Origin of the sequence: Alloalcanivorax gelatiniphagus (assembly GCF_005938655.1) — a bacterium.
GTDB lineage: Bacteria > Pseudomonadota > Gammaproteobacteria > Pseudomonadales > Alcanivoracaceae > Alloalcanivorax > Alloalcanivorax gelatiniphagus.
On the sequence record NZ_VCQT01000019.1, the window covers coordinates 19293 to 35254 of the forward strand.

Consider the following 15962-nt stretch of genomic DNA (forward strand, 5'->3'; position numbering starts at 1 on the left):
GGCTCCGTTGCCGGTGTCCGTGATAGTGACTTTGACGGTGGTGTTTTCAGATAACCAAATGGAATCCTAAACATAAAAAATATGAATTGGAATTATCGAATGCCCCTGCGTATGGTGTGCCTACCCTGATGATTTCCCCTTTGAACCAGGACCAGGACAAGACCTATGGCTGGCAAGACGCTTTACGACAAATTGTGGGATGCCCACCTGGTCGCCGAACGCGAAGACGGCTCGGCGCTGATCTACATCGACCGGCAGATCATCCACGAAGTGACCTCGCCGCAGGCGTTCGAGGGCCTGCGTCTGGCCGGCCGCCAGCCGTGGCGCGCCGGTGCCTCGGTGGCCACCATCGACCACAACGTGCCGACCACGCCGTTCAACAGCGCGGCGGACATCGAGGACGAAACCTCCCGCCTGCAGGTCACCACCCTGCAGGACAACACCCGTGAGTTCGGCATCACCGAGTACGGCATTGGCGACGTGCGCCAGGGCATCGTGCACGTGATGGCGCCGGAGCAGGGCGCGGTACTGCCCGGCATGACGGTGGTGTGCGGCGACTCCCACACCTCCACCAACGGCGCGCTGGCCTGCCTGGCCCACGGCATCGGCACCAGTGAGGTGGAGCATGTGTTGGCCACCCAGACCCTGGTGGCCAGCAAGATGAAGAACATGCTGGTACGGGTGGACGGCGATCTCGGTCCCGGCGTCACCGCCAAGGACGTGGTGCTGCACATTATCGGCATCATTGGCACCGCCGGCGGCACCGGCCATGCCATCGAGTTCGCCGGCAGCGCCATCCGCTCCCTGAGCCTGGAAGGCCGCATGACGGTCTGCAATATGTCCATCGAGGCCGGTGCCCGCGCCGGCATGGTGGCGGTGGACGACACCACCATCGACTACGTGCGCGACCGCCCGGCGGCCCCCAAGGGCGCGGACTGGGACAAGGCGGAAGCCTACTGGCGCACCCTGGTGTCCGACGACGACGCCCGCTTCGACACCGTGGTGGAGATCGATGCCGCCGACATCAAACCCCAGGTGTCCTGGGGCACCAGCCCGGAAATGGTGGTGCCGGTGGACGCCCTGTTGCCGGACCCGGACGCCGAGCAGGACGAGGTGAAACGCTCCGGCATGAAGCGGGCCTATGAATACATGGGCCTCAAGCCGGGCAGCAAGGTCAGTGATATCCGCGTGGACCGGGTGTTCATCGGCTCCTGCACCAACTCCCGCATCGAGGACCTGCGCGCCGCCGCCGCGGTGATCAAGGGCCGCAAGAAAGCGGACTCGGTGAAACAGGTGCTGGTGGTGCCCGGTTCCGGCGTGGTCAAACAGCAAGCCGAGAAGGAAGGCCTGGACAAGATCTTCCTGGAAGCGGGCTTCGAATGGCGTCAGCCCGGCTGCTCCATGTGCCTGGCCATGAACCCGGACCGTTTGCAGCCCGGCGAGCACTGTGCGTCCACCTCGAACCGCAACTTCGAGGGGCGCCAGGGCAACGGTGGCCGCACCCATCTGGTGAGCCCGGCCATGGCCGCCGCCGCCGCGGTGGCCGGTCACTTCGTCGATATTCGTGATTTGGACGCGTAAGGAGCGGTCATCATGGAAAAATTCGTTAAACATACTGGCCTGGTGGCGCCCCTTGATCGCGCCAACGTGGACACCGACCAGATCATTCCCAAGCAGTTTCTGAAGTCGATCAAACGCACCGGCTTCGGTCCCAATCTGTTCGACGAGTGGCGTTATCTGGACGAAGGTCAGCCCGGCCAGGACAACGACGTACGCCCGAAAAACCCGGACTTCGTGCTCAACAAGCCCGAGTACCAGGGCGCCAGCGTGCTGCTCACCCGCCGCAACTTCGGCTGCGGCTCCAGCCGTGAGCACGCCCCCTGGGCACTGATGGATTTCGGCTTCAAGGCGATCATCGCGCCCAGTTACGCCGACATTTTCTACAATAACTGCTTCAAGAACGGCCTGTTGCCGATCGTGTTGCCGGACGCTACCGTTGAGAACCTTTTCAAGGCCGAGGCGGCCAGCGACGACTTCCGGCTCACCATCGATCTGGAAAATCAGCAGGTACTGACCGCCGAGGGCGAGGCGCTGCCGTTCGAGATCGACGGCTTCCGCAAACACTGCCTGCTCAACGGCCTGGACGAGATCGGCCTGTCCCTGCAGCAGGCGGATGCGATTCGTGATTACGAAAGCCGCCGCCAGGCCGCCGAGCCTTGGGTTTTCCAGGAGCCGCAACCACAATAAAGTGAAGAGGCGGGAATGAGAGTTTGTAGCGCTGTCCTGTTGCTGGCCCTGGCCATGGCGGTCACCGGGTGTACCGGTACCGCCCTGTACGAGCCGCCCGGGGACGGCGCTCCCAAAGCCCGGCTGAGTATCGAGACCATGTTTGGCGGCAATGGGGAGCGCGGCGCAGGCGAAAGCATCGTGGCGATGCTCAAGGTGGACGGTGAACGGCTGGCGGAAACCGGCGGCAAGCAAAGGGTATTTCTGGAGCCCGGCGAGCACAGCGTGGCATTTTCCGCCGACCACCAGGGCACTTTGCGCTTCGGCACTCTGAGCCATGATTTCCAGGCCGGCGCGGACTACCTGATTTGGGTCGGCGAAGGCGAGGGCGACAGGCCCTACAGCGCCGTGCTGGTGCCGGCGGGCAGTGGCGTGGTCAACATTTATGACGAGACCCTGTTCTGAACAGGGTGATTCAAAAGTTTAAGGAATTTGAATGAGCAGTATTCTGGTGTTGCCCGGCGACGGGATTGGTCCGGAAATCGTCGACGAAGCCCTGCGGGTGCTGGACGCCGCCAAGGCGCGCTTTGGCCTGGACATCGACCTGGATCACGGCCTGGTGGGCGGTGCCGCCTACGACGCCGAGGGTGATCCGCTGCCCGAAAGTACCCTGGAGAAGGCCCGGGCCGCCGATGCCATTCTGTTCGGCAGCATCGGCGGGCCCAAGTGGGACACCATCGAGCGCGACAAGCGCCCGGAGCGCGGCCTGCTGCGGCTGCGTTCGTCCCTGGGCCTGTTCGCCAACCTGCGCCCGGCGATCCTGTTCCCGCAACTGGCCGGCGCTTCCAGCCTCAAGCCGGAAGTGGTGTCGGGCCTGGATATCCTGATCGTCCGTGAGCTGACCGGTGGCATCTATTTCGGCCAGCCGCGCGGCATCAAGGAAGAGAACGGCGAGCGCGTCGGCTTCAACACCTATGTGTACTCCGAATCGGAAATGAAGCGCATCGCCCGGGTCGCCTTCGACCTGGCCATGCAGCGCGGCAAGCGCGTGTGCTCGGTGGACAAGGCCAATGTGCTGGAAGTCACCGAGCTGTGGAAGGAAGTGGTCACCGAGGAGGCCAAGGCCTACCCGGAGATCGAGCTGTCGCACATGTACGTGGACAACGCCGCCATGCAGCTGGTGCGCGCGCCCAAACAATTCGACGTGATCGTCACCGGCAACCTGTTCGGTGACATCCTCTCCGATGAAGCCGCCATGCTCACCGGCTCCATCGGTATGTTGCCCTCCGCGTCCCTGGACGAAAACCGCAAGGGCCTGTACGAACCCTGCCACGGCTCGGCGCCGGATATCGCCGGGCAGGGCATCGCCAACCCGCTGGCCACGATCATGTCGCTGGCCATGCTGATGCGTTACAGCCTGCAGCGGGGCGATGTGGCCGACGCCATTGAGGCGGCGGTGGAAAAGGTGCTGGATCAGGGACTGCGAACCGCGGATATTCACACCGAGGGCACCCGCAAGGTGAGCACCGGGGAAATGGGCGCCGCCGTGGCCGAAGCACTGGTCAACGGCTGACCGATCGCCACCCCGTTCATCCATGGAAAAATAGAGAAGGGCGGTACGCTCTTCAGGAGAACAGACTCAATGAAGAAAGTCGGTTTTGTAGGTTGGCGTGGCATGGTGGGCTCCGTGCTCATGGACCGTATGCGCGCGGAGAACGACTTTAAGGACATCGAGCCGGTATTTTTCTCCACCTCCCAGGTGGGCCAGCAGGGCCCGGACGTGGGTAAGGACATCGCGGTGCTCGGCGACGCCAAGAGCATCGATGAACTGAAACAGCTGGACGTGATCGTTACCTGCCAGGGCGGCGACTACACCAATGAGGTGTACCCCAAGCTCCGTGAAGCGGGTTGGGACGGCTACTGGATCGACGCCGCCTCCGCCCTGCGCATGGCGGACAACAGCGTGATCGTGCTGGACCCGGTGAACCGGGGCGTGATCGACCAGGCTCTGGATAAGGGCATCAAGGACTACGTGGGCGGCAACTGCACCGTCAGCCTGATGCTGATGGCCCTCGGCGGCCTGTTCAACGCCGGCCTGGTGGAATGGGCCAGCGCCCAGACCTACCAGGCGGCCTCCGGCGCCGGTGCCCAGAACATGCGTGAGCTGATTGCCCAGATGGGCAAGATCCACGGCGATGTGGCGGACAAACTGGCGGACCCGGCCAGCGCCATCCTGGACATCGACAGCCAGGTGGCGGCGACCATGCGCGGCGCCGATCTGCCCACCGAGCATTTCGGTCACTCCCTGGCCGGCTCCCTGCTGCCCTGGATCGACAAGGAAATGGAAAACGGCCAGAGCAAGGAAGAGTGGAAGGCCCAGGCCGAGACCAACAAGATCCTCGGCCGTGGCGATCAGCCGATCCCGCTGGACGGCACCTGCGTGCGCATCGGCGCCATGCGCTGCCACGCCCAGGCGCTCACCGTGAAGCTGACCCGCGACGTGCCCCTGGACGAGATCTACCAGCTGGTGGGTCAGGCCAACGATTGGGTAAAAGTAGTGCCCAACGAGAAGGAAGCCACCCTGCGCGACCTGACGCCCACCGCCGTTACCGGTACTCTGTCCGTTCCCGTGGGTCGTCTGCGGAAACTCAACATGGGCGGTGAATACCTGAACGCCTTCACCGTGGGCGACCAGCTTCTGTGGGGCGCCGCGGAACCGCTGCGCCGCATGCTGCGCATTTTGCTGGAGCACTGATGACAAGCACCGTCGATCTGGCCGTGGTGGGAGCCACCGGCCTGGTAGGCGAGGCCTTTCTCGAACTGCTCGCTGATCGGAAGCTTCCGATCGGCGAGTTGTTCGTTCTGGCCTCCGAGAACAGCCTGGGCAAGACCCTTCAGGTGGGCAAGCGCAACTATAAGGTTGGCAAGGCCGAGGACTTCGACTTTTCCCGGGTGCAGCTGGCGGTGTTCGCCGCCGGTGCCCGGGTGTCCCAGGAGCTGGCGCCCCGGGCGGCGGACGCCGGGGCACTGGTCCTGGATCTGTCGCCGGCGTTCCGCTATGAACCGGACGTGCCGCTGGTGGCCGCCGGCGTCAACGAGGAACAGCTGGAGGCGGCCCGGGAGCGCAACATCGTGGCCGCCCCGGACGCGGCCACCGTGCAGCTGCTGCTGGCCCTCAAGCCGCTGCAGGAACTGGGCGATCTGCTGCGGGTGTCGGTGACCCAGTTGCAGGGCGCCTCGGCGGCGGGCCGCAACGGCGTGGAACGGCTGGCCCGGCAGAGCGCCCGTCTGCTTAACGGTCTGGACGCCCAGGAGGGCGGCGACGCCCAGCACGCCTTCAATCTGCTGCCAGTGGCCGGTCGTCTGCAGGACAACGGCTACACCAGCGAGGAATTGAAACTGATGCTGGAAACCCGGCGCGTGCTGGGGCAGCCGGAACTGGCGGTGGACGTGAGCTGCGTGCAGGTGCCGGTGTTCCACGGCATCGCCCAGACGGTCACCGTGCAGGGCACTCTGCCGATGGGCCTGGCCCAGGCGGAAGCCTGCTGGGACCGGGCCCCGGGCCTGCAGATGGACAGCGGCGGCGAGGATCTTGGCAGCGCCTCGCCGGTGTCGCAGATTCGCGCTGATCTGGGGGTGCGGCTGGCGCGGGTGCGCGAGGACATCGACGGCCAGGGCGCATTGAGTTTCTGGACGGTGGCGGACAACATCAAGACCGGCGCGGCGTACAACGCGGTGCTGCTGGTGGAGAAGTTGATAAAAGACTATCTGTAATGAATACTTAGCGGGATTATGTGACACAGTTTCTAGGTGATGTGTCCAGGATCCTGCACAATCCGGTGTTGCCACTGCCCAGCTGGGGTGGCGCGGGGATGCCAGCGCATGGGGCCTCTGAGCGGGGATGGGATAATAAGTAAAGGGTTCGATTGATGCTCCGAAAACTTGGGATAGGCATTATCACTCTGGCGACGCTGACGCCGGGGTTATCGGCTGCACTGGGGGTGGGCGAGTATCGGCTGAACTCCTACCTTAACGAGCCCCTGGACATGACCGTGGAGCTGCAGGACCTGGGCGATCTGTCCCGGGAGCAGATCCTGGTGGAGCTTGCGTCCCAGGAACAGTTCGACGCCGCCGGCGTGGAACGGGGCTATTTCCTCAATGACCTGAACTTCCAGGTGACGCTGGACGGTAAGCGGGGTGAGTTGCACATCACCTCCGATCAGCCGGTGCGCGAACCCTATCTCGATTTTCTGGTGGAATTTCTCTGGCCCACCGGCCGCCTGATGCGCGAATACACCATCCTGCTGGACCCGCCCAGCTACGGCAGTGACAGCGGGGTCAGCCCGGCCCGCTCCGAGGCGCCGCCGCGCGCCACCAGCCCGGTGCCGACGCCGGCCCGGCCGCAGCCGGCCCGCCCCCAATCCGAACGTCCGCAGTCAGAACGTCCGCAACCGGCACGTCCGCAACCGGCCCGTCCCGCCGCCGAACGCCCGGCGCCTGAACGCCCGGCGGTCGCCGAACGGCCGCGGGTTGCCCCCCGTCCGGCGGCCACCAATACCTCCGCCAATGCCGCCGGCGGCACCCCGGAAACCTACCGGGTGCGTGCCTCCGACACGCTCTGGCGGATCGCCGACCGCACCCGGCCGGGCACCGATGTGTCCGTGCAGCAGATGATGCTGGCGATCCAGGAAAGCAATCCGGACGCCTTTATCAACGATAACGTGAACCTGGTTCGGGAAGGCGCCGTGCTGCGCCTGCCCGACGGTGATCAGGTGCGCCGGCTCTCCAACCGGGATGCCCTGGCCCGGGTGGCCACCCAGAATCAACAATGGCAGCGCCTGCGTGAGCAGCGCCAGGCGCCGGCGGACGCGGCGCCGGTGGACGCCACCGGCCGCGACGGTGGCGACACCCGTGCCGCCGGCGACGGCGAAGGCCGGGTCACCCTGGTGACCCCGGACAGCACCGAAGGGGTCGGCGACGGTGACGGTACCGGCACCCAGGGCGGCGGCGCCAACACCGCCGCGCTGCAGAACGAGCTGGCGATCCGCGAGGAAAACCTGGACAGCCTGCGCCGGGAGAACGACGAACTGCGCAGCCGCATCGGTGACCTGGACGATCAGGTCAGCATCAGCCAGCGTCTGCTGGAACTGCGCAACGAAAAAATCGCCGCGCTCCAGGACCAACTGCGCCGCCTCAGCGAAGAGCAGGGCGTGGAAGTGGACCCGCAACTGCTGGAAGAACCGGCCACCCCCATGCCGGTGGAACCGGACGGCGGCATCGGTGACGGCGCCGTGGGCCCCAACGGCGAAACCGCCGGGTCCACGACCAACAACGAGTCCATGGCCAACAACCCGGGCGGCAACGGCACCGACCGGGCCGACGGCGCCGATAACGCCGACCAAAACGACACCGGCGGCGATGCCCAAGACCCGGCATCAGCCCAGGCTCAAGCCAAGGCCAACGCCCAGGCCGGAGCGGACAGCAACCCCGCCACCGCGCCGGCCAAGCCGAAGCCGGCCCCCGCCGCCAACAGCGGCGGCGGCTTCGTCGATATGATCATGGCCAATCTGCTCTATATCGGCGCCGCCCTGGCGGTGTTGCTGCTGCTGATTCTGCTGGCAGTGCGCCGCCGCCAGGCCGACCAGGGCAAGGATGACGACAACGATAACGGCGACGACGGCTTCGGTGGCCCCGGCTTTGCCGATGACGACGACGGCGACTTTGATACCACTCCGGTGAATGCCGGGGACCAGGGCACGTCCAGCATGGACGCCCAGGCGGTGCCCGAGGACGACCTGGACGACGAGCACATGGACCCCATGGAGCGCGCCGATGTCTATGTGGCCTACGGCCAGTACCCGCAGGCGGTGGACTTCCTGCGCAATGAGATCAATCAGGCGCCGGAGCGGGCGGATCTGAAAATCCGGCTGCTGGAGCTGCTGCGCGAAACCAACGACGACAGCGGGTTCCGGCAGCAAGCGGCCATGTTCGCCGGCACCAGCGTGGCGGTGGACGCGGCCATCAAGCGGCTGGGCGGAGACGCCACCGCCGCCGGCGGGCCGGCGCCCGCCGACGAGGACGACCAGGACTACGCGGCCATTGCCGATGATCCGGAAGAGGACGGCCAGGAAGACGAGGAACTGTCCCTGGATGACCTGGAACTGGATCTCGCCTCGGACCTGTCCGGCTCCGATGAAACCGTGCTCGGCGGCCATGCCTATGGCGACAGCACCGGCGAACCGGAAGAGGACGACGACGGCCTGGACCTGGAAGACTTCGACTTCCGGCTCGACGATGAGGAGCCGGCCGGCGACGACCGTGCCCCGGCCCTGGCCGACCGGGACCAGCCCCTGGCGGACCGCGACCAGCCGCTGGAACTGGATGACCTGGACTTCGGCGCGGAAAGCGACGACCAGGACGACGACAGCTTCGAATTCACCCTGGACGAGGACACCGGCACGGATGTGTCCGATACCTCGTTCACCGAGGAAGAACTGGCCGCCCTGGAGGGCCGCAGCGACAAACCGTCCGCCGAGGACCGGGATGACGACGGCCTGATGGAACTGGACCTGGATGATCTGGAACTGGACGACCTGGACGTGGAGCTGGATGACGACCGGGGGCAGGGCGCCAGCCTGGCTTCCGGGGCCGCCGACCAGCCGTCGTCCGACGCCGGGCTGGGTGATCTGGAGCTGTCCCTGGACGATCTGGAATTGGACGACGGCGATGCCCCCGGCGACCGCGCCCTGGACAGTGACCTGGACAGCGACCTGGCGTTCAACGACGACCAGCCGGAGCCGGCGCGGGACGAGAGCCTCGATGATCTGAGCCTGGATCTGGACGACCAGGGCCCGCTGGCCGGTAGCCCGTCGGAGCCGGCCCCGGGCGGCGTGGAGGGTGACGATATGCTCGGCGACGACGATGACTTCGACTTCCTCGGCGAAACCGACGAGAACGCCACCAAGCTGGACCTGGCGCGGGCCTATATCGATATGGGTGACGCCGAAGGCGCCCGCGACATCCTCAACGAAGTGCTCAGCGAGGGCAGTGAGGAGCAGCAGGGCGAAGCCCGGGAGTTGCTGTCCCGGGTCGGTTGAGTCTTCGCCATCGCGGCGACTCTTTGAGGCGCGGCTTCAGCCGCGATTCCCGTAAAAATACGCTAAACTACAGCGCAGGGGCGGTGCCAAAGGCACCGCCCCTTTCCTATGGGCTTTACGTGGACCGAAGATGACGCGAATCGCGGTGGCGGTGGAGTATGACGGCAGCGGCTTCCATGGCTGGCAAACCCAGCAGCCGGGGGTGCGCACGGTTCAGCAGGTGGTGGAGACCGCCCTATCCCGGGTGGCGGATCATCCGGTCACGCTGATCTGCGCCGGGCGCACCGATACCGGCGTGCACGCCACCGGCCAGGTGTGCCATTTCGATTCCGATGCGCCCCGGGACATGAAGGCCTGGCTGATGGGCGGCAACCGCTTTTTGCCCGACGACGCGGCGATCCGCTGGGCGGTGCCCATCGATGACGACTTCCATGCCCGGTTCAGTGCCTATCGGCGGCGCTATCGGTATGTGATCTACAACCATGCCACGCCGCCGGCCCTGTTCCGCCGCCAGGTGACCTGGAATTACCGGCCCCTGGATGTGGAGGCGATGACCGCCGCCAGCCGCCATCTGATCGGCACCCACGATTTCACCTCCTACCGCAGCGTGCACTGCCAGGCCAAATCGCCGGTCAAGGACCTGACCCGGTTCGAGATCCGCCGGCACGGCGAGATGATCGTGCTGGAAGTGGAGGCCAACGCCTTCCTGATGCACATGGTGCGCAATATGGCCGGCGTGCTGATGGCCATCGGCGCCGGCTACCGGCCGCCGGAGTGGGCGGCGGAGGTGCTGGAAGCCCGCGACCGCACCCGGGGCGGGGTCACCGCGCCGCCCTACGGGCTCTACCTGGTGGAGATCGGCTATCCGGAGCGCTTCGCGCTGCCCCGGGAACCACTGGGTCCGCTCTGGCTCAGCGGCCTCGCCGACGGTCATAATTGACGCCTTGCTCGCTTCGGTCTGCTATGATGGATTTCGCATGAACGCACCCCGGGTCAAAATCTGCGGCATCACCCGCCCCGAGGACGGCCTCCACGCCGCCCTCGCCGGAGCCGATGCCATCGGCCTGGTATTCCATCCGGCCAGCTCCCGTTACGTGACGCCCCGGCTCGCCGCCGAGATCATCGCCGCGTTACCGCCGCTGGTGACCACGGTGGGCCTGTTCGTGGACGCCGCGCCGGACACCGTCGCCGGCATCCTCGACCAGGCTCCCCTGGACCTGCTGCAATTCCATGGCGATGAAACGCCGGAATACGGCGCCGCGTTCCGGCGTCCCTGGATCAAGGCCCTGCGCATGCGCGACGGCGCGGATCCGGCCGCCGAGGCGCGCCGGTTCGCCGCCGCCGGCGCCCGTGGCCTGCTGGTGGACAGCTACGTGCCCGGCGTGCCCGGCGGCACCGGCGAGCGGTTCGACTGGTCCCGTTTGCCCGCCGACCTGGCGCTGCCGCTGATCCTGGCCGGCGGCCTGGACGCCGGCAACGTGGCGGAGGCGGTACGCACGGTACGTCCCTGGGCGGTGGACGTGAGCGGCGGGGTGGAAGCGTTCGATGAGCAGGGCCGCCGGCGCGGCGGCATCAAGGACCCGGACGCGGTAAGCGCCTTTATCCGCGCCGCCCGGGTCTGAGCCGCGCGCCTGCCAGCGCCGCCCGGGCGGGGCGGGCCCTAAGAATCAGGCACCATGAACTCAAGGAGCAACAGGTGACTCAACGTCCTGACAGCACTCAATCCCCGGACTATGGGGCTTTCCCCGACGCGCGCGGGCACTTCGGGCAGTTCGGCGGACGCTTCGTCTCCGAAACCCTGATGGCCGCCCTCGATGAGCTGGAGACCATGTACCGCCGGCTCAAGGACGACCCGCAATTCCAGGCTGATTTCGATCATGACCTGGCCCATTACGTGGGTCGTCCCTCGCCGCTGTATCTGGCGGAACGCTGGACCGGGCAATTGGGTGGCGCGCGCATCTGGCTCAAGCGTGAGGACCTGAACCACACCGGTGCCCACAAGGTGAACAACACCATCGGCCAGGCGCTGCTGGCCCGGCACATGGGCAAGAAGCGGGTGATCGCCGAGACCGGCGCCGGCCAGCACGGCGTGGCCTCGGCCACGGTGGCCGCCCGCCTGGGCCTGGAATGCCATGTGTTCATGGGCGAGGAAGACATCCGCCGCCAGCGCCTCAATGTGTACCGCATGAAGCTGCTGGGCGCCGAGGTGATTCCGGTGACCTCCGGTTCGCGCACCCTCAAGGACGCCATGAACGAGGCCATGCGTGACTGGGTCACCAACGTGGACGACACCTTCTACATCATCGGCACCGTGGCCGGGCCGCACCCGTACCCGATGCTGGTGCGCGACTTCCAGTCGGTGATCGGCCGCGAGGCCCGCGAACAGAGCCTCAAGCAGGCCGGCAAACTGCCGGACGCCCTGGTCGCCTGCGTGGGCGGCGGCTCCAACGCCATCGGCCTGTTCCACCCGTTCCTCAACGATGAAAGCGTCGCCATGTACGGCGTGGAAGCCGCCGGCGACGGCGTCGCCACCGGCCGCCACGCGGCGCCGCTCAGCGACGGCCGGCCCGGCGTGCTGCACGGCAACCGCACCTACCTGATGGAAGACGACAACGGCCAGATTATCGAGACCCACTCGGTGTCCGCCGGCCTCGACTACCCGGGGGTGGGCCCGGAACACGCCTGGTTGAAGGACCTGGGACGGGTCAGCTATGTGGCCGCCGATGACCAGGAAGCGCTGGCCGCGTTCCGTGAGCTGACCCGCGTGGAAGGCATCATGCCGGCGCTGGAATCCGCCCACGCCCTGGCCTATGCCCGCAAGCTGGCGCCCACCATGGGCAAGGATCAGGACATCATCGTCAACCTGTCCGGCCGTGGCGACAAGGACATCCTGACGGTGGCGGAAATCGATGGCATCAACTTTTGAGAATCGGGGAGACCACGCACAATGAGCCGAATTGAAACCACCTTCGCGCAGCTCAAACAAGACCGGCGCAAGGCCCTGATTCCCTACATCACCGCCGGCGACCCGGGTCTGGAGATCACGGTGCCGTTGATGCACGCCATGGTGAAGGCCGGCGCCGACGTGATCGAGCTGGGGGTGCCGTTCTCCGACCCGATGGCCGATGGTCCGGTGATCCAGAAAGCCTGTGAGCGGGCCCTGGCCGCCGGCACCGGCCTGCGCGACGTGCTCGCCATGGTGCGCGAATTCCGCCGTGGCGACGACGCCACGCCGGTGGTGCTGATGGGTTACCTGAACCCGGTGGAATGCATGGGCTACGAGCGCTTCGCCGAGACCTGCCTGGAAGTGGGCGTGGACGGCGTGCTGCTGGTGGATCTGCCGCCGGAGGAATGCGACGAGATCGCGCCGCTGTTCAAGGAACGGGGCGTGGATCTGATTTTCCTGGTGGCGCCGACCACCACCGACGCGCGCATCGCGCGCATCGCCAAGGCCGCCAGCGGCTACCTGTATTACGTGTCCGTGAAGGGCGTCACCGGCTCCGCCAGCCTCAATGTGGAGGAAGTGGCGGCGCGGGTTGAAACAATTCGCAACCTGGCGCAATTGCCCATCGGTGTGGGCTTTGGTATCAAGGACGCGCAATCGGCGCAGGCGGTGAGTCGCGTGGCCGATGGCGTGGTGGTGGGCAGTGCCCTGGTCAACCAGGTCGCCGAACACGCCGATGACCCCATGGCCATTAGCCGGGCGGTGTCCGGGATTCTCGCCGACATGCGCGCCGCCATGGACAAGCATTGATCACCTGGAAAAGGCTCGAGCGATGAGCAATAACTGGCTGGAAAAGATTCTTCCCACGGTGCGCCGTTCCCAGGAGAACCGGCGCAGCAACATCCCCGAGGGGCTGTGGCGAAAGTGCCCGCGCTGTGACAGCGCCCTGTACCGGCCGGAACTGGAACGCAATCAGGACGTGTGCCCGAAATGCGGCCACCACCTGCGGGTGGGCGCGCGCAAACGGCTGCGCATGTTCCTGGACGAAGGGCAGACCACCGAGATCGGCGCCGACCTGGCCCCGGTGGACCGCCTCAAGTTCAAGGACTCGAAGAAATACAAGGACCGCATCACCGCCGCCCAGAAGGACACCCAGGAGAAAGACGCCCTGGTGGCCATGAAGGGCCGGCTGCACGACATGCCGCTGGTGGCGGTGGCGTTCGAGTTCCGCTTCATGGGCGGCTCCATGGGCTCGGTGGTGGGCGAGCGCTTCGTGCGCGCCGTGGACGTGTGCCTGGAACAGCGCCTGCCGCTGATCTGCTTCGCCGCCAGCGGCGGGGCGCGCATGCAGGAAGCACTGTTCTCGCTGATGCAGATGGCCAAGACCTCCGCCGCCCTGGAGCGCATGCGCGAGGCCGGCCTGCCGTTTATTTCCGTGCTCACCGATCCGGTGTACGGCGGCGTGTCCGCGTCCCTGGCCATGCTCGGCGACCTGAACGTGGCCGAGCCCAATGCCCTGATCGGCTTCGCCGGCCCCCGGGTGATCGAGCAGACCGTGCGCCAGAAGCTGCCGGAAGGCTTCCAGCGCAGTGAGTTCCTGCTCGAACACGGTGCCATCGACATGATCGTGGAACGTCAGCACCTGCGCGACACCCTGCACCGGGTGCTCGCCAACCTGACCGGCGCACCGCTGGCGGAACTGGCGGACGACGCCTGAGCGTTGTCCGTGAATCCGCGACCATGAATACCTCCCGGCTCGACGGCTGGCTTGCCCGCATAGAGCGTCTCCACCCCAGTGAAATCGAGCTGGGGCTGGAGCGCCTGCGTGAGGTGGCCGCCCGGCTCGGCGTGGACCGGCTGCCGATGCCGGTGATCACCGTGGCCGGCACCAACGGCAAGGGGTCCGTGGTGGCCCTGATCCAGGCCCTGGCGGAAACCGCCGGCCTGGGCGTCTGTGTCTATACCTCCCCGCACCTGCAACGTTTCAACGAGCGTGTCCGCCTGCCCGATGGGCCGGTGGCGGACCAACCCCTGTGCGCGGCGTTCGAAGCGGTGGAGGCGGCCCGGGGCGACACGCCGTTGACCTATTTTGAGTTCACCACCCTGGCCGGGCTGTGGCTGTTCCGCGACAGCGGCGCCGACCTGGCGGTACTGGAAGTGGGCCTGGGTGGGCGCCTGGACGCGGTCAACCTGATCGACGCGGACGTGGCGGTGGTCACCTCGGTGGGCCTGGACCACACCGACTGGCTGGGCGACAGCCGTGAAAAGGTGGCGGTGGAGAAACTGGGCATCGGCCGGGCCGGCCGGCCACTGGTGTACGGCGAACTGGACGCCCCCGCCAACCTGGATCAGGAAATCGACAGACTCGGCGTGGTGCCGCTGCGCGCCGGCCGTGAATACCGGGTGGCGGACTCCCATCTGGCGATCCGCGTGGGCGAGCGCCTGCGCCGCTATCCGCTGCCACTGCCGGCGCGCCTGGGCTCCGACAATCTGGCCACCGCCTGCCAGGCGCTGGCCGCCGCCGGCCTGGCGCCGGCCGGCGATCTGCCCCATCGGGTGGCCGACACCGGCCTGGTGGGCCGCTGCCAGGTGCGCCGTTACCGGGGCGCCCAGTGCGTGCTCGACGTGGGCCATAACCTGGAAGCGGTGACCCGGCTGCGCGAACGGCTGCCACCCTGTGCCGGCCGCCGCCGTATCGTGCTCGGCATGATGGCGGACAAGCCGGTGGAGGAGGTGGTCGCGCTGCTCGCCGAGCGGCCCGCCCACTGGTATCTGGCGCGGCCGGATCTGCCCCGGGCCGCCCCCGTGGAGCGGCTGGCGGCGGCGTTGCCGGCGGACACCACGGCCACCCCCTGCGCGTCCGTGGCCGAGGCCCTGCGGCGGGCGGTGGACGATTGCGGGGCTGGAGACCAGGTGTTGATCGTGGGATCCTTCTACACCGTCGCCGAGGCGCTCGACGCCATGGACGAGGATTCCACGGACTGCAAGGACTGAACAGGGCCGCCCCATGCATGTGAAAACCCGCCAACGCCTGATCGGTTTGCTGCTGTTGCTGCTACTGGCCGCGATCCTGGCGCCCTTGGTGCTGCGCACGCCGGACCAGGTGCGCGTGGCGCTGGACATGAGTATTCCCGAGCCGCCGCCGGTCAGTGAGCCGGAGGTGGCGCCGGTGGTCAGCGAGGAAGAACGGGCCGCCACCGACGACCAGATCGACGAGGAACGCCAGGCGGTGCTCGACGCCGGCGAACGCGCGTTGTCGACACCGGAACAACCGAAGCAGCCGGCGGCGCAACCGAAGACCGCCGAGCCTGAACCGGCGCCGCCCGCCGCCGTGGCCCCGGCGAAGGATTCCTCCCCGGATATCGAGGACGGTCCGGCGCCGGCCTTCACCGTGCAGGTGGCCAGTTTCAGTGATGCCGGCAACGCCGAGGCGCTGGTGAAACGGCTGCGCGGCAGTGGCTACAACGCCTACCACCGCACCGTCAGCCAGGACAACAATACCTGGGAGCGGGTGTTCGTGGGCCCGGAGGTCCGCCGCGCCGACGCCGATGCCCTGCGCCAGCGTCTGGCCGCCGACAAAACCTTCGCCCTGGACGGCCTGGTCAGGCCGTTCGTGCCGTGAAGCGCCACCATAAAGCCCTGGGACGGGTCCGGCCGCTCTGGTAGACTTTGCCGCCTGTTCCAACCACGCGCGT

Annotated in this window: 14 protein-coding genes; all 14 read left to right on the plus strand. The window is 66.9% G+C overall.

The window, feature by feature from the left end; translation table 11 throughout:
- Nucleotides 1-165 precede the first annotated feature (165 nt).
- The 14 genes from leuC (at nt 166) to FGS76_RS03965 (ending at nt 15889) form a co-directional block, all read left to right on the plus strand.
- Entirely contained in the window at nt 166-1581 is a 1416-nt protein-coding gene (gene leuC, locus FGS76_RS03900) for a 3-isopropylmalate dehydratase large subunit (protein ID WP_138771323.1), read from the plus strand.
- A 12-nt stretch (nt 1582-1593) separates the two neighbouring features.
- Nucleotides 1594-2247 carry a 3-isopropylmalate dehydratase small subunit gene (gene leuD, locus FGS76_RS03905; RefSeq protein ID WP_138771324.1) on the plus strand — a complete coding sequence of 218 codons (654 nt, stop codon included), beginning with the start codon at nt 1594-1596 and terminating at the stop codon, nt 2245-2247.
- A 15-nt stretch (nt 2248-2262) separates the two neighbouring features.
- A complete protein-coding gene (locus FGS76_RS03910; RefSeq protein WP_138771325.1) occupies nt 2263-2691 on the plus strand; it encodes a hypothetical protein in 429 nt (142 codons plus the stop codon).
- 31 nt (nt 2692-2722) lie between these two features.
- The gene (leuB, locus tag FGS76_RS03915) at nt 2723-3799 is read left to right on the plus strand and encodes a 3-isopropylmalate dehydrogenase (RefSeq protein WP_138771326.1); all 1077 of its coding nucleotides are present in this window, start codon (nt 2723-2725) and stop codon (nt 3797-3799) included.
- Between the two features lie 69 nt (nt 3800-3868).
- Nucleotides 3869-4981 (plus strand): aspartate-semialdehyde dehydrogenase, encoded by a 1113-nt coding sequence (gene asd, locus FGS76_RS03920; protein WP_138771327.1) that lies wholly within the window; start codon nt 3869-3871, stop codon nt 4979-4981.
- Nucleotides 4981-6000: an aspartate-semialdehyde dehydrogenase gene (locus FGS76_RS03925; RefSeq protein ID WP_138771328.1), complete on the plus strand. Its 1020-nt coding sequence runs from the start codon at nt 4981-4983 to the stop codon at nt 5998-6000. The genes asd and FGS76_RS03925 overlap by 1 nt, the downstream gene beginning before the upstream one ends.
- Before the next feature lie 155 nt (nt 6001-6155).
- Nucleotides 6156-9323: a motility hub landmark protein FimV gene (locus tag FGS76_RS03930; RefSeq protein WP_138771329.1), complete on the plus strand. Its 3168-nt coding sequence runs from the start codon at nt 6156-6158 to the stop codon at nt 9321-9323.
- A 130-nt stretch (nt 9324-9453) separates the two neighbouring features.
- The gene (truA, locus tag FGS76_RS03935) at nt 9454-10263 is read left to right on the plus strand and encodes a tRNA pseudouridine(38-40) synthase TruA (protein ID WP_138771330.1); all 810 of its coding nucleotides are present in this window, start codon (nt 9454-9456) and stop codon (nt 10261-10263) included.
- Nucleotides 10264-10300: 37 nt separating this feature from the next.
- Nucleotides 10301-10945 carry a phosphoribosylanthranilate isomerase gene (locus FGS76_RS03940; RefSeq protein ID WP_138771331.1) on the plus strand — a complete coding sequence of 215 codons (645 nt, stop codon included), beginning with the start codon at nt 10301-10303 and terminating at the stop codon, nt 10943-10945.
- A gap of 74 nt (nt 10946-11019) precedes the next feature.
- On the plus strand, nt 11020-12249 hold the full coding sequence (gene trpB, locus FGS76_RS03945; RefSeq protein ID WP_138771332.1) for a tryptophan synthase subunit beta: 1230 nt from the start codon (nt 11020-11022) through the stop codon (nt 12247-12249).
- A gap of 21 nt (nt 12250-12270) precedes the next feature.
- Entirely contained in the window at nt 12271-13077 is an 807-nt protein-coding gene (trpA, locus tag FGS76_RS03950) for a tryptophan synthase subunit alpha (RefSeq protein ID WP_138771333.1), read from the plus strand.
- 22 nt (nt 13078-13099) lie between these two features.
- Nucleotides 13100-13984, plus strand: coding sequence for an acetyl-CoA carboxylase, carboxyltransferase subunit beta (accD, locus tag FGS76_RS03955; RefSeq protein WP_138771334.1), 885 nt, complete (start codon nt 13100-13102; stop codon nt 13982-13984).
- A gap of 23 nt (nt 13985-14007) precedes the next feature.
- Nucleotides 14008-15261, plus strand: coding sequence for a bifunctional folylpolyglutamate synthase/dihydrofolate synthase (locus FGS76_RS03960; RefSeq protein WP_138771335.1), 1254 nt, complete (start codon nt 14008-14010; stop codon nt 15259-15261).
- Nucleotides 15262-15274: 13 nt separating this feature from the next.
- On the plus strand, nt 15275-15889 hold the full coding sequence (locus FGS76_RS03965) for an SPOR domain-containing protein (protein ID WP_138771336.1): 615 nt from the start codon (nt 15275-15277) through the stop codon (nt 15887-15889).
- Nucleotides 15890-15962: the final 73 nt, after the last annotated feature.